We start from the raw sequence: 15,844 nt of genomic DNA on the forward strand, positions 1-15,844 counted from the left end.
GGGCCAGTATTTCCAGTAGGACCAGTAACTCCAGTAATACCCTGAGGACCTGTATCCCCAGTAGATCCAGTAACTCCAGTGACACCTTGAGGACCAGTATTTCCAGTAGGACCGGTAACTCCAGTAATACCCTGAGGGCCAGTAACACCAGTAGCACCAGTAACTCCTTGAGGGCCTGTATTGCCAGTAGGACCAGTTACTCCAGTAATCCCTTGAGCACCAGTAGCCCCTCTAGGCCCCGTAATACCTCTAATGCCTTGAGCACCGGTAGTTCCTCTAGGTCCGGTAATACCTCTAATACCCTGAGCACCAGTAGCACCTCTAGGTCCGGTAATACCTCTAATACCCTGAACCCCAGCAGCGCCTCTAGGTCCAGTAATACCTTGAGGTCCAGTAACCCCCGTAGCTCCAGTAATACCCTGAGGGCCAGAATCACCAGTAGGACCGGTAACTCCAGTAATCCCTTGAGGGCCTGTATTGCCAGTAGATCCAGTAACTCCAGTGATACCTTGAGGGCCAGTATTGCCAGTAGGACCAGTGACTCCAGTAATACCCTGAGGGCCTGTATTGCCAGTAGATCCAGTAACTCCAGTGACACCTTGAGGACCAATATTCCCAGTAATACCTCGTGGTCCAGTAGTTCCTGTTGAACCTGTAATTCCTCTAGGACCTGTTGGTCCAGGTGGACAGGTGCATTTACTACAACTTGGCACAAACATAATTTTATGTTTATAATCCAAATAAATCACCTTCTATTTAAAGTAGTACATTGATAACCTACTTGATAAAAATTAATATAAGATTATCAATATATGATATGAATAATTTTTTATATTTAGTATAATATTGCAATTTCTTTGCTTTATAAGGTATAAATAATTGAACAAATTTATTATGGATTCATAACAATAAGATAGAAGAATTGATGCATTTCATAGGAATTAAGATGCAAATTACTTTGAAAATAAATTTAGCATTACATTATGATATTTTATTGCATATAATAAAAAAAATAATAACATTTATCCTATATAAATCAAATAAAATAAAAATTATAGGATAAACGTTATAATGATTTTAAATAATTATAAATTTTAATAACATCGCTTATAATTAAAGAATTAATTTAAGCTAAGGTTGTATTCATAATGTTAATCAAACCCAATACTTTTGAAGAATTTTTTATTATTCAGTAAAGTTTGATTGTTAGGGGAATATGAGAGAGCTATTTCATTATGTTCATAAGATAGCTTTTTGTTTCCCTGTTTATAGTAGCAAACACAAAGTTGAACGTGAGGAAGCCATGTCCAACAGTCATCCCTAAAGAATCCCCAACTATTTTTGGGACGTTCTAATTTAGTAGCTAATTCATACCAAAATATTGCATTAGGTATTTTATTTTCATTCAAGAAATAACGACCTAATCTACAACAAAATTCAGCCCTTGGGGTATCATAATTAAATGAATAATAACAGTATTTTCTAGCGTTAAAAGGATCTTTTATATAATTATAGTAATCTGCTAGCTTACCGCAGGCAGTTATCTTATCTTCATACCATCCAGAATTCATTTGCAATAATTTTTTATATTGTTCTATAGCTTTTTCATATAATCTATGATCATATAATTCATTTCCATAATAAAATACATCTCTTGGAGAAAATTCATAGTTATCTTCTATCATTTTCTTATATATATTTAAATTTCTATCGGAATCACGAGGTTTTACTTTATCATGAACTATAGCTATATCACTATCAAATATATTACCATATACTTGTAAATAGTTATGAACTCTACCATACCACTTGAAATTCTTTTCTCGTTTGACAAGTCTGTTTCTTCTATAGCTTAAAGCCGGTATACCATCTTTATCCAAATTCATATTATAGAACATAGTAACAGAATCAATGGATCTATCAAGATTAGATGTTAATTTTTTGAATTTTTCTTGATCTTCTTTTAAGATTATATCATCTGCATCTAAATAGAATATATATTCTTTAGTAGCTTTGCTGAATGAATAATTTCTTGCTGCTGCGAAATCTTGTATCCATTCAAAATAATAAATTTTGTCCGTAAATTTTTGAGCAATTTCTTTTGTTTTATCAGTAGAGCCTGTATCTACGATTATAATCTCATCTACTAGATCTTTTGCACAATTTAGACACCTTTCCAACGTAAGTTCTTCATTTTTTACAATCATACATAAACTTATAGTTATAGGTTTTCCCAAAATATCATCTCCAAATATAATTATTTATTTTAGTATTCATTCATAACATAACTGTCTAATTTTATGATATGAAATGTTTAAATATTACGTTCTATAAAATTTTAAAGGAAAAAATCTAGGAATATAAAAAATAAATTTAGAATTTTTAAGTATATATTTTATTATAAAGACAAGGCTATCTCAAAATAATGAGATAGCCTTATTAATATCATAGGTGTATTGATTTATTATAAAAAAATATATTTATCCTATTTTTATAAGTTGTACAGATGCTGTAACAGATCCAGATACACTAGCAGGTATAGTAAGTGGACTATTTATATTAAAAAGTTGTAAGATATCACCTGCAACAGCATTAAATATGGAATGTCCCATAATTTGATCATCTGTTATATTACCGAAAGAGGAAAATGGAATTATACCAGATATACTTAATCGAGGCTGAATTATAACTCCTTGAGGAGTTGATACAGCTTTAGTTACTGTAAATATTAGTTCGTATTTACCTGTTTCATTAATTGTAATAGATGAACTACCAGCTGTGTGTGAAAAAGCAATAACAGGATCAATAAATCCAGCATTATTAAAAGATATTGCTTGGTTAGTGTCAATATCTTCATCTTCTGCAATTGTCCTAGTAACAAATGCAGAAGGTAATAATTGAGGACCAGTAGGTCCGGTTACACCAATAGGACCAGTAGGGCCAGTAGGTCCGGTTATACCAATAGGACCAGTAGGGCCAGTAGGTCCGGTTATACCAATAGGACCAGTAGCACCAGTAGGACCGGTTACACCAATAGGACCAGTAGGTCCGGTTATACCAATAGGACCAGTAGCACCAGTAGGACCGGTTACACCAATAGGACCAGTAGGTCCGGTTATACCAATAGGACCAGTAGCACCAGTAGGACCCGTTACACCAATAGGACCAGTAGGTCCGGTTATACCAATAGGACCAGTAGCACCAGTAGGACCGGTTACACCAATAGGACCAGTAGCACCAGTAGAGCCGGTTACACCAATAGGGCCAGTAGCACCAGTAGGACCGGTTACACCAATAGGACCAGTAGCACCAGTAGGACCGGTTACACCAATAGGGCCAGTAACACCAGTAGGACCGGTTACACCAATAGGGCCAGTTACACCAGTTGGACCAGGAGGGCAAGTACATCTACCACAGCTGCAACTTGGCATGCATATCATACATCTATTACTCAAGCAAATCACCTTCCATTTAAATAATATAGTTATATTTTTAATAATAAAGTCAGTTATATTGACATTATTATTATTATTATATGATGATTTTCTTTGTTTGACATAATTGTAAATGATCCTAGTATTAACATTTATATATAATGTATAGAATTAGTATCAAAGCTTATTAAAATATAAATATATTATAGATTATAAGATTTAGTTACATTAAACAGATGTAAATCATATAATGTATTGACAACAAATAAGCTGAATTAATAGTCTTAAATTTTTGAAAGGATGTTGAGATTTATGCTATGCTGTAATGATAGAAAAAAACTACAAGAAAAATTAGAAGATTTATACTGTAATGGCTGTGGCATGTGCATGTGTCAAGCTGCTACTACTTTATGTGATTGCTGTGTAGATCCTATGCAAGATTTATTAACTCAATTAAGAACTGTTTTACCAGCTACTGCAACAATTCAATTAACTTTGGATACTGGAGCTACTCAATCTTTTTTAGTAAGTCAAATAGTATCAATAGATGATAGTGTAATTAGTTTAAATATAAATGGTATTAATCAATTTATTTCAATTTGTAATATTTCAAGAGTTAGATGGACTGGTGCAGGGACAATAGCTTTAATTAATTTACTTCCACCAGTATGCACTTGTGACGAATGTGATTGTTATGAAAGACCACTAAGAGAAAGATTAAATAGATTAATAGGTAGTAATGTACAAGTACAGTTTGAAGGACAATTAGATCCTAATGCTACTCAACCTATAACAATAAGAAAAGTTGGTCTTGGAATAGTTATAGGACAAAATATAACTGATGGTCTTGTAGATGCATTTTCAGTTTGTAAGATTACAAAATTTATTCAAGGTTAAATATAAAGTTAAAAAATTTTTTGATAAAGTATATATTCCATTCAAATAAAATTGTAAAACTTAGATAATAAAGCCTTCTTATATTTTATTAAATATAAGGTGTTAGATTGTTCAAGAACCCCATGTATTTGCATGGGGTTCTTTATATAAATATTTAATTTATAATGTTAATTAATTATAATTTATATTAAGACTATGATTTAATAATTATTTATAAGGTTTACCTAAAAGTCTTTCTAGAAAACTCTTATTTTTAGAGCATTCTAGTTCTTGCTTTATAAGTGAGTTTTCTGATTTTAATTCCTCTAGACTTGTTTCCAATTTTTGCGAATAATTTGTTATATACTCAAAACTTTTTTCTTTTTCTTCAAGTTGTTTTTTTATGTTGGAGGCTTCTATATCATATTGTGTTTTCAAGTCTTCTAAGATATTATGCTTAGATTTTTCTAATTTTTCTTTCAATTTATTACTTTCTATTTTTAATTCTTTAACGATTTTCTCTAAATCTTTATTTTTATCAAGCAAATTTTCAAATTCTATTTCCTTATCTTTAAGTTGTTTTTTTATACTTTCAACTTCAATAAAATATTTATTTTCAAGACTTTTTATAGTTTCAATATTTTGATTTTGAAATTTCTCCATCATACTATTTAGATTTTTATTTTTCTCTAATTCTTCATTTAATTTTTCTTTAAAATCCTTAGTCTGAATACTTAGTTTATTATTAGTTTCTAATGTGGATTTATATCTACTTTCAATATTGGATTTTTGTATAGAAATTTTATTTAGATTTTCAACAAGATTGTTAATACGAGTATTTTCTTCTTTTAATTTTTCTGTTAGCAATATAGTTTTATTTTTTAAATTATAGTTTATAGCATTTCTCTCCGATATTTCTTGGAGTAATTTTCTTATAGTGCTTTCTGCATCACATTTATCATTATTTTTATTATTATATGTTTTAGTGACTTTAGGTAAAAATACATTGATGGTATCAGATATAGAAGCAAATATATTTTTACTTTCTATAGATTTATCCCAAGGACTTTGTTCATAAACATATTTATACATATCTATATTATCAAAGGATTCAGTATAAATGTTAGATGGGGAAGACCATTTAGTATTGTTAAAGGAAGAATACATTAATTTATCATCTTCTAACCATACACAGTACAATATATTATTGAATATAATAAATGTAGATTTATATATAGGAGTATTTGTTTGATAAATAGGGAAATTTACAATATTATTGCTATTATCTATTTTTACATGTTCTAATGTATATATTTTATCTTCTTCAGACACATTTAAAATATTAAATTCTGTATCTTTTTTTATAGTAGAAAAATTAATATTGCCACCATCTAATCTATATAACTTTTTATAGTCACACCACTTATTATTTAAATATTTACAAGAGTTAATCACGTTAGATCCCTTTTCTTTTGTTATGTAAAACATGGTAATATTATTATCTATTACTTCTAAATGGTAATGAGTTTCTACACTATTTATAGTATTTATAGGACCTATTATATTGGTATCAAATTTATTTCCATTCCATACATAATGTAATATGTTACCCATAGAATCTGATCTGTTTTCATAGAACATAAAAAATATATGAAGTTTATTTTCCTTAGAAAATAATGTTACTTCATCTATACGGTTATTATGGGATTTTAATTTATAGAGAGTTTGAACAGACCATTTTTTGTTGAATTTGCAGTATTTAATAAGGCCTTCAAAGGTTATACATACTATTTCTATTATTCCTAGACTAGTTATATTTATATTAAATTTTGAAACGCCTTCTAGAATTTTTGTTTCTTCCTGAAATTTATTACACATTAATTCGTTATTTTTGTTAATATAAAATTCATACATATTACCATATATATTTTTGAAAATGTATGAGTTGTTAAAATTCATAATATTCACCTACCTTTATAAAATTATATTAATAACAAGTTTCTTATATTCTTTTAATAGTAAAATATTACTAAAAATCTATTTAATTTATGCAAAAATTATATTAGTAAAATATATTTTAACTAATCACACTTATTTTTTTATATGCATACTATATATTGAGATAAAACAATGTTTCTTCTATATGAAAAAGGAGGATATTTTATATGGCTATTAATTCAAAAGATTTTATTCCACGTCCAGGTTTTGTAAATAAACAAGGATGTTTACCAGATCCAGTGGAGATATGTTGTATTCAAGTACCTAAAGTTTTTGATCAATGTTTAAAAAAGGAATGCTTAAAACCAACAGATGATTGTGAACAATTATGTATGCAAATACCAAATATTACAGATCCATCACAGGTTAGATGTGTAGGATGCTGTGATGATTTTACAGTAGTTGTTAATTCTGTTACTAAATGTCCTGTTGCAAATGGTAGAACTGGCTATAAGAAAGTAACTATTAATTATACAGTTACTTTTAATGTGGATGTAGATGTAGAAATAAATGGCGTAATACAAACACAAACATTAACTTATTCAGTAAATAGAACTATAACTGCTGGCAACTTATATTGTCCAGACACTATAGCTAAAACTGTAATAGGTAGAGAATGTACATCAGCAGAAGAAATCGACCAACAGTTTATAAAACTAGAAATCGTAGGAGATTGTTTAAGCACAGACATTTCTAAGGTAGATTGTGGTGGTTGTGGTTGCAGTTGTACTTGCCCAGATGATCCTACAGATCAAAAAGTATTCTTATGTGTTACACTAGGATTATTTATAATAATCAAATGCGAAATAGTGGTTCAATTAATGGTTCCAGCTTATGGCTATTGCCCAGTACCAGATGAATGTGATTGCTCAGAGGATCCATGCAAAGACTTTATGGAAAGAGAACTTCCAACTTTATATCCACCACAAATAATGGATAATTTATTTGATGATTGTGATGATAACGATCATTGTTATGATAATAAATCCAGTAAAGAAGATGTAGATGAAGGTACTCTAATAGCTAGTAACTAATTTGTAATTTAAGAATAATATGAAAATTATTTTTAAAAGTTTATCGTATTAATTTATAAATTAAATATGATAGTTGTAAGAAAAGGAATATTGAATATGTATGCTTTTTATAGAAAGGTATATTATGACTTCGATCCCTATATAGGGATTCGGAGTCTTTCCATTTATGTTTTTTTCATGAGATTACTTTGATCAAATAGATTTTCTTTGTTGTTTTATGGTTAATTGAAATTAGAAAAGCAACTATAGATAAGAAGAGTGTTGTATGTGATTATAAGATGTACTTAGGTGATATTGATAAAAAAAGAGTTGTATATGAATATAAAATAAAAGGGTCTGTGGCACTAAGAATAAATGCTACAATGATATTGTGTTAACTTTAAACTGTAAAACAATATATTGTGCTTAAATTCTTTAATGGGACAGCCCCTTTTATTTTATATATTTAGATTGCTACTTTTTTAACTCTTTTAAGTTGATCTTTATTATATTTTAATATTCTTAAAATTGTGTATAACATAAATATAGTTGAGTACGTAGAAATATTAATCCAATTCATAGACTTTATTCCTATAATCATTATATGAAGATATGTTAAAAAGTAAAATATATAAGACTTTTTCTGAAGTTTTTTCCAACTATAAGCACTCATTTTACGTCTTATCTTTTTGAAGGAAGTTATAAATAAAGGAATCATTAATATAAGACCTATTAAGCCAGTAATAACTATTCCTAAATAAGCCATAGATCCAGAGGGATTGGACATGACTTTTTTAAATGAAAATAAAAAGAATTTAATAGTATATATTATTCCATGAGGTAATAACAGAATTGAAGCTATTATAGCTAGTTCTGCTCTCATTTTCAGCAGCTTCTTTGTGAAAGAGTAGTTTGTGCTTAATGCCCCAGCATACATTACTAAAATAAAAAATGATACTGAAATGATTCCCTTTATTGATGTCTTCTCAAGATAATAAATAAACCCACTTAGTTTTGTTCCATGAACCATTTTAAAAGTTTCATAGATAATGGTTATAATTGATATTAAGCCTGCTAGACTATAGAAAATTTTGCTGTACTTTGTTATGTTTTTGGAAAAAATTATAGAAAAGATTATCACTGATATAAAAGAATAAATTAATAACATATGGACACTCCTTTATGAAAAATATTTTAAGTAAAACTGATATTGGTTATAATATAAATTTTTATATATAAACCAAAAATAAATTGAAATTAATAATTAAATAGAAATGATATTCATTATCGATTAAAATTGTAATATAAATTTTTATAAAAGTCAATAGACATTTATTTGATCAAATGGGAAATGAATTTATAAAAATAGTAGCATTATGAAGGAATAAATATATAGATTTTAATTATAGTGACTATATGGGTTTTATTATTATTATTTTAAAACCTATATTGTAACAAGTTTCAGTTTTATTCATAAAATATAATTGATAACTGTTTAATCAGGAACAAGAATATGAGGAGGTTCCTAATGTATTATAATAATCCATTTTTTTATGTTGCTCCATATTATATGGATGACCCTAATTATCACCAATTTAATTATCCATTTATACAGGATCAAATGATGAGAGGTTTTGATGATTTAGAAGATTACGATGATTATGAAGAATACGATGAAGTTGAAGATGATGACTTTTTTTATGAAGATGATGATCTTCAAGATACCAGATCTTTTGATAGACAGATAAACATAAATCCCCCTGGCGGTGGATGGAGTAGATGGGAAGATCTTGGAGGAAATATAACTTCTGCGCCAGCAGCAGCTTCATGGGGAAGAAATAGGATAGACACCTTTGCTAGAGGAACAGATAATGCCCTTTGGCATAAATGGTGGAACGGGTCTCGCTGGAGTGACTGGGAAAGTCTTGGTGGAAGAATAACTTCTGCACCAGCAGCAGTATCTTGGGGTCCTAATAGGATTGATGTGTTTGCTAGAGGAACAGATAATGCTATGTGGCATATATTCTGGAATGGTTCTCGTTGGAGCGATTGGGAAAGTCTTGGTGGAAATATAAGTTCTGCACCAGCAGCAGCTTCATGGGGAAGAAATAGAATAGACACTTTTGCTAGAGGAACAGATAATGGTCTTTGGCATAAATGGTGGAATGGTTCTCGTTGGAGTGATTGGGAAAGATTAGGTGGAAGATTAACATCTTCACCAGCAGCAGTATCCTGGGGTCCTAATAGAATTGATGTATTTGCACGAGGAATGCAAAATCGTTTATATCATCTATGGTGGAACGGATCTCGTTGGAGTAACTGGGAAGATCTAGGTGGAAGACTAACTTCTGGTCCAGCAGTGTCCTCTAGAGGCCCTAATAGATTAGAAGTATTTGCTAGAGGAGCAAATAATCAATTAATGACCAGAGCTTGGGAAAGATCCCGTTGGAGTAACTGGAGAAATCTAGCAGGAAATATAACCTCTGATCCAGCTGCAGTATCCTGGGGACCAAACAGGACAGACGTATTTGCCAGAGGAAGGAATAATGCAATGTGGCACATATTTAGAAATTAATAGCTATTTAGGACTATTTCTTTAATAGGATAGTAAGATAATAATAAAATTTATAGCACAATAAAAAATAAAAGAATTTTAAACTATATATTAGTTTAGATTCTTTTATTTTTTTTATTAATTTTTAAATATAAAAATCTTTATATTTTCTTTAGTTTATATTTTTTTAAGCTTTATTTTTATTATATATACTAAATATGTAGGAATAATTTCCAGATTTACATTAATTTAAATGGAGGGGAAAATATGGAAGTTTTAGAGGCGAAAAATATTAATAAAAAAATTGGAAGAAGGGAGATAATTAAAGACATAAGTTTTTCCATAAAAGCTGGAGAAATTTTTGGGTTTTTAGGCCCTAATGGTGCAGGAAAAACAACTACCATAAGAATGTTAGTAGGACTTATATCTCCAACTAAAGGATGCATCAAGATTATGGGACACGACATACAAAAAGATAAAATAGAAGCTTTAAGAAATGTAGGGTGTATAGTAGAGAATCCAGATATGTATAATGATTTAACTGGTATTCAGAATCTTAAATTTTATGCAGATTTATATGGGGACATAAGTAAAGAAAGAATTGATGAGGTTGTAGAGCTTGTGGGATTAAAGAATAGAATTAATGACAAAGTAAAAAAATATTCTTTGGGAATGAAACAAAGATTAGGGTTAGGACAGGCTATATTATCAAATCCAAAGCTATTAATATTAGACGAGCCTACAAATGGATTAGATCCAATAGGTATGCATGAATTTAGAGACATAGTAAAAGACATAGCAAAGAAAAATAATAGTGCAGTTTTTATATCATCACATATTCTATCTGAGATTGAACAAATTTGTGATAGTTTTGCAATTATAAAAGATGGAGTGGTAAAGACAATACAATCATTTTCAAATAAATCTTCTGATGGGGAAAGATTTAAAATATGTACAACTGAAATAAATAAAATAGAAAGTGTATTTTCTAAATTAGACTATATAAAAAGTATTAATACGGGAAAAGATTTTATTATTGTTGAATCAGATAAAAAATATTTTTCTCAAATAATAAAAGAAATAGGTAAAAATGATATAAATATTAATTATATATATAAAGTTAAAGATAATCTTGAAAATAAATTTATAAAAATACTTCAGGAAGGTGCTTAAGTATATGAGATTAATAAAAAATGAAATAAAAAAAACTATATTATCAAAAAAATATATAATTTCTATGGGTATATTTCTTATTTTATACATGGTAATAGGATTCTTAATGTGTAAAGATACATTGGGTTCAAAACCAGAAAATTTATTGAATATGAATGAAGAAAATCTTCAGTATTGGCTAAAGGAAAAATCAAATAAAGGTATTTCTAAAGAGAGAAAATTTGAAATAGAAAAAAATATAAAATATATGGAAAGAAGAAATAAAGATTTAAAATTTGAAATTGCGAATAAAAATATGAATTGGAATGAAAGACTTAAAAAACAGAACAATGATTTAAGGGAAAGATTAAAAGAAGTTAAATTAAAAGGAAATACTACGGAAATAAGTGAATATAAAGATCAAATAGCAACAAATGAATACTATTTAAATAATAATATTAGACCTACTCCAAATTATGAAATAACTGCATTTAGTCTATTGCCTAAAATAAATATGTTCGTAGGACTATTGATCATTTCAGTAATCATAGGAATAATTGTTTCGGATTCTGTATCAGGAGAGTTTAATCCAGCTACCATAAAATTTCTTTTAACTAAACCAGTGTCAAGGAGCAGAATATTATTTTCAAAGTTTATGGCTTCAATTTTAATCTGTGCTTTTTCATTTAAAATATAACAATGAACTTACTTCCTTAGCAACAGCATTAAATGATATGGGAGATAAAATAAGAGAAAATAAAAAGAATGAAGAAGAATTTCTATTAAATATATCTCATGATTTAAGAACTCCATTAACATCTATATTAGGTTTTTTAAGCCTTTTAAAGGAAAAGAAGTATGATACAGAAAAAGAACGTGATAGATATATAAATACTATTGAAGAACAAAGCATATATCTAAAAACTCTTATAGAGGAATTTTTTCAGTTTTCTAAATTAAAATGGAAACATACTAAATTGCGAAGAGAGAATATAAAATTGCAAGAAATATTACGGCAAATAGTTGATGGGTTTTATCCTCAATTAAAAGAAAATAGTATTACTATAGATATGAATTTCCCTGAAAAACCTGTATATAAAGATGTAGATATTGATAAATTTATGAGAGTACTAGAAAATGTAATATCCAATGCTATAAAATACAGTTCTGGAGGAACAGATATTATCATAAATTTATATGAAAATAAAGATAAAATAATAATGGAATTTTGGAATACACCTAAAGATGTTATAAAAGAAGATGAATTAAAGTTTTTATTTAAAAGATTTTATAAAAAAGACTTATCAAGAGGAAGTAAAGGAGCAGGACTTGGACTTGCTATAGCTTTAGAGTCTGTAAAGCTTCATGGGGGACAGTTGTATGCAGTTATAAAAAATGAAAGATTAGGAATGATAATAGAAATATAATATAATATTATAGAGTAGGGTTTTCAAACAGGAGAACCCTTTTTTTATTGTAAAAGTTAATAAATTGTTAATTATACTAGATATTATAAGAAGAATTTAATATATCTAATTTTTTGTAGAAATACGGCGAATTATGAAAAAGAATTTATAATGATAAAGGGGTATAATAATAATCTGACACAAGGAGGGAACTAAATGTTAAAACCAGAAATTTTAAACCTATTAAAATGTAAACAGGGCAGATTTACTAAAGAAGGATTAATAAAAGATTTTATAGCAGGTATTATAGTGGCTATAATAGCATTACCCTTATCAGTGGCTTTAGGTATAGCCTCGGGTGTATCCCCAGAAAAAGGTCTCATTACAGCTATAATAGCAGGATTTTTAATTTCATTTTTAGGTGGAAGTAGAGTTCAAATAGGAGGACCTACAGGAGCCTTTGTTGTTATAATATATGGTATCATAGAGAAATACGGTATAGATGGACTTGTAATAGCCACATTGATGGCAGGAATAATACTTATCATATTTGGACTATTAAAATTCGGTTCTTTAATTAAATACATATCTTATCCAATAACAGTTGGATTTACAGCAGGAATAGCTGTTACTCTATTCTCTACCCAAGTTAAAGATTTCTTAGGGCTAGCAATAAATAAAGTACCATCAGAATTTTTACCTAAATGGTCAATGTATTTATCGCATATAGGAACGTTAAATTATAAAACTTTAGGATTAGGCATTTTTTCTTTATTAGTTTTAATAATATGGCCTAGATTTAGTAAGAAAGTTCCAGGAGCTTTAATAGCACTAATATTGTCTACTCTTATAGCATTTTTTTTAAAATTAGATGTAGCAACCATAGGTACTCAATTTGGAGAAATATCATCACAAATATCATTACCTAAATTGCCAGGGATAGACATTATAACATTAGAAAAATTAATTAAACCAGCTTTTACTATAGCTATCTTAGCAGCTATAGAATCTTTGTTGTCTGCAGTTGTTGCAGATGGTATGATAGGTGAAAAGCACAATTCAAATATGGAGTTAATAGCTCAAGGGGTAGGGAATATTGCATCAGCTTTGTTTGGTGGAATACCAGCTACAGGAGCTATTGCAAGAACAGCAGCTAATGTAAAAAATGGAGGAAGAACTCCTATAGCAGGAATAGTGCATGCAGTAACATTATTATTAATAATGAAGATATTTATGCCTTTTGCAAAGTATATTCCACTTACTACTTTAGCAGCCATATTAATAGTAGTATCGTATAACATGAGTGGGTGGAGAATTTTTAAAGCCATGCTAAAAGCTCCTAAAAGTGATGTGATAATATTATTAGCTACATTTTTTCTAACAGTTATATTTGATTTGGTTATAGCTATAGAAGTAGGTATATTTATATCCATGTGTTTATTTATTAGAAAAATGGCTTTAGCTATAGAAGTTAATGAATTAGATGAGAATTATTGTTCAAATAAATTAAGATTAGAAAGTGTACATACAAGTAAAATTGGTAATGAAATATTGATATATGACATAAATGGCCCATTATTTTTTGCAGGTATAGATAATTTTATGTCTTCAATAGAAAGTTTAGATACAGAATCAAAAGTAGTAATATTAAGAATGAAAAATATGCCTGTATTAGATGTTACGGCCTATAGTGAATTAAAGAAAATAGAAAAATTATGCATAGAAGAGGAAATAAAACTGATTATGTCTGAAGTTCAATCTCAACCTATGAAAGTTATGAAAAGTATGGGCATGGTGTCAAGATTAGGTGAAAATACATTTATAAAATCCTTAGAGGAAGCTATACAAACAGCTAATAATTGTTGTATGGGATAAATTTTATATAAATACAAATAAAAAGCTTAAGCAAATTAAAAAAGAATCTATAGTATAGGTATTTGAAAAAAATCTATATTATGGATTCTATTTTTATTTATAATAAATAATATGGTAATTTTTAAACTTTTTATAAGTATACATCGTATTAAGTATGAAGGGGGGGATAACTTTGGCACTAAGTGATGAGGAACTAGTCAATGATATTCTTAAGGGAAATCAATCAGCAATGGAAGTTCTTGTAAATAGAAATTATAAATTCATATATGCTTTTATATATAGAAATATAGGAGAGTATAATACTGCATTGGATCTAACTCAAGAAAGTTACATAAAAATCATGAAAAACTTGAAAAGTTTCAAAAAACATAAGGGGAATTTTCAATGTTGGATTTTAAAGATAGCTTTAAATGTATGCAAGGATTATTGGAAAAGTGCTTATGTTAAATATAATGCTGGTGATGATGGTTCCTTAGAAAAAGTTTATGACGAGGAAAATGTTATAAATTATTTGGAAAAAGTTGAACAAAGACAAGAAATAAAAAATAGCATCATGCTATTACCAGAAGAACAAAGGGAAGTAATTATATTAAGATACTATAATGATCTAAAAATACGAGATATAGCTAATATATCAGGAACAAAGGAATCCACTGGGAAGTCAAGACTGAGGCTGGCTATAGAAAAGCTTAAGATATTATTGCAAGGGAGGGATAATAGTGAAAAAACCAGAGAAGTATTTAATGATGCAGAATTTTTAGATATTTCACAGGAAGAAATGAAACAATTCATAGATACCTTTAGTGATTATAGTATTCAGTATCCTGCTGAAAGTGAAATAGATCAGTGTGTAGAAAATTTAAGAGTTTATGTTCCTAAAAACAAAAATCTAGCACAAGGATTTGAAAAATTCTTAAGAAGAGGGCAAATAGAAATAAGTTATATAAACAAGTTATATTGGATTATAAGTATTGTAATATTCTTAATAACTTTCAAATTGGCAATTAGCATGAACATCGATCCTTATAAAGTCATTATCCTAATAGGTCCTATTCCATTATTACTGGGCTTGGTAGAAATTTTTAAGGGAAAAGAAAACAATATGTTAGAACTAGAATTAAGTTTTAAAATTTCTGGCAAAGAAATGGTGATTAGTAGAATTATAGTAATAGGAATTTTTAATATTATTTTAAATACAGCTATAAGTTTAGTATTATTTAAAACTGGGTTAGATATTCAAATATTAAAAATTAATATTTTATGGATAGTTCCTTTTATATGGATAAATTTAATGGCTTTTATAATAGCAAAAAAAGTTAGAGGATATTATGTTTCATTAGGAGCTATAAGCTTATGGGTTTTATTATTATATGAATTATTTCAAAATAGAAATTTTATGGAGAAGATTATATATATAAATATTGGGGTTTATATTGCTTTAGCTATATCAGGAATATATTTGTTTTACAGAGTTCTTAAAAAATATATGAAAACAGAAATAAAAGATTTTATATATGAAGAATAGGAGATGACAGT

At 28.4% G+C, this 15,844-nt stretch carries 12 protein-coding genes and 1 pseudogene; 8 read left to right on the forward strand and 5 right to left on the reverse strand.

Annotation, left to right across the window (positions count from 1 at the left end):
- From NGI68_RS07370 to NGI68_RS16935, 3 genes are all read right to left on the reverse strand, one after another.
- On the reverse strand, nt 1–740 hold a 740-nt coding region (locus NGI68_RS07370), incomplete at its 3' end, for a collagen-like domain-containing protein (RefSeq protein ID WP_502799376.1).
- Between the two features lie 411 nt (nt 741–1,151).
- On the reverse strand, nt 1,152–2,207 hold the full coding sequence (locus NGI68_RS07375) for a tetratricopeptide repeat-containing glycosyltransferase family 2 protein (protein ID WP_251860873.1): 1,056 nt from the start codon (nt 2,205–2,207) through the stop codon (nt 1,152–1,154).
- A 273-nt stretch (nt 2,208–2,480) separates the two neighbouring features.
- Complete coding sequence (locus NGI68_RS16935; protein ID WP_286010094.1) at nt 2,481–3,464, reverse strand: collagen-like domain-containing protein; 984 nt, start codon at nt 3,462–3,464, stop codon at nt 2,481–2,483.
- 282 nt (nt 3,465–3,746) lie between these two features.
- Here NGI68_RS16935 and NGI68_RS07385 point away from each other — a divergent pair, with 282 nt between their 5' ends.
- Nucleotides 3,747–4,331 carry a hypothetical protein gene (locus tag NGI68_RS07385; protein WP_251860839.1) on the forward strand — a complete coding sequence of 195 codons (585 nt, stop codon included), beginning with the start codon at nt 3,747–3,749 and terminating at the stop codon, nt 4,329–4,331.
- Nucleotides 4,332–4,538: 207 nt separating this feature from the next.
- Here the strand turns inward: NGI68_RS07385 and NGI68_RS07390 are convergent, their stop codons facing one another.
- Nucleotides 4,539–6,269 (reverse strand): coiled-coil domain-containing protein, encoded by a 1,731-nt coding sequence (locus NGI68_RS07390; protein WP_251860840.1) that lies wholly within the window; start codon nt 6,267–6,269, stop codon nt 4,539–4,541.
- A gap of 206 nt (nt 6,270–6,475) precedes the next feature.
- On the opposite strand from NGI68_RS07390, the gene NGI68_RS07395 reads away from it, so the two are divergent.
- The gene (locus tag NGI68_RS07395) at nt 6,476–7,342 is read left to right on the forward strand and encodes a hypothetical protein (protein ID WP_286010095.1); all 867 of its coding nucleotides are present in this window, start codon (nt 6,476–6,478) and stop codon (nt 7,340–7,342) included.
- Between the two features lie 445 nt (nt 7,343–7,787).
- Here NGI68_RS07395 and NGI68_RS07400 read toward each other — a convergent pair whose 3' ends face one another.
- A complete protein-coding gene (locus NGI68_RS07400; RefSeq protein ID WP_353505363.1) occupies nt 7,788–8,489 on the reverse strand; it encodes a ferric reductase-like transmembrane domain-containing protein in 702 nt (233 codons plus the stop codon).
- A gap of 360 nt (nt 8,490–8,849) precedes the next feature.
- On the opposite strand from NGI68_RS07400, the gene NGI68_RS07405 reads away from it, so the two are divergent.
- The 6 genes and pseudogenes from NGI68_RS07405 to NGI68_RS07430 all read left to right on the forward strand — a co-directional run bounded on the left by NGI68_RS07405 (nt 8,850) and on the right by NGI68_RS07430 (nt 15,833).
- Nucleotides 8,850–9,896, forward strand: coding sequence for a PLL family lectin (locus NGI68_RS07405; protein ID WP_251860841.1), 1,047 nt, complete (start codon nt 8,850–8,852; stop codon nt 9,894–9,896).
- A gap of 246 nt (nt 9,897–10,142) precedes the next feature.
- On the forward strand, nt 10,143–11,048 hold the full coding sequence (locus tag NGI68_RS07410; protein WP_251860842.1) for an ABC transporter ATP-binding protein: 906 nt from the start codon (nt 10,143–10,145) through the stop codon (nt 11,046–11,048).
- Nucleotides 11,049–11,112: 64 nt separating this feature from the next.
- Nucleotides 11,113–11,724 carry a DUF2705 family protein gene (locus tag NGI68_RS07415; RefSeq protein ID WP_353505364.1) on the forward strand — a complete coding sequence of 204 codons (612 nt, stop codon included), beginning with the start codon at nt 11,113–11,115 and terminating at the stop codon, nt 11,722–11,724.
- A pseudogene (locus NGI68_RS07420) lies at nt 11,714–12,454 on the forward strand (sensor histidine kinase); the annotation flags it as partial. The gene NGI68_RS07415 and the pseudogene NGI68_RS07420, both read left to right, overlap by 11 nt.
- A 195-nt stretch (nt 12,455–12,649) precedes the next feature.
- Complete coding sequence (locus tag NGI68_RS07425) at nt 12,650–14,308, forward strand: SulP family inorganic anion transporter (RefSeq protein WP_251860845.1); 1,659 nt, start codon at nt 12,650–12,652, stop codon at nt 14,306–14,308.
- A 172-nt stretch (nt 14,309–14,480) separates the two neighbouring features.
- Nucleotides 14,481–15,833, forward strand: a complete 1,353-nt coding sequence (locus NGI68_RS07430; protein WP_251860846.1) for an RNA polymerase sigma factor — start codon at nt 14,481–14,483, stop codon at nt 15,831–15,833.
- Nucleotides 15,834–15,844: the final 11 nt, after the last annotated feature.

This window comes from Clostridium sp. Marseille-Q2269 (genome assembly GCF_943736985.1).
In the GTDB taxonomy this organism is placed as follows: domain Bacteria; phylum Bacillota; class Clostridia; order Clostridiales; family Clostridiaceae; genus Clostridium_F.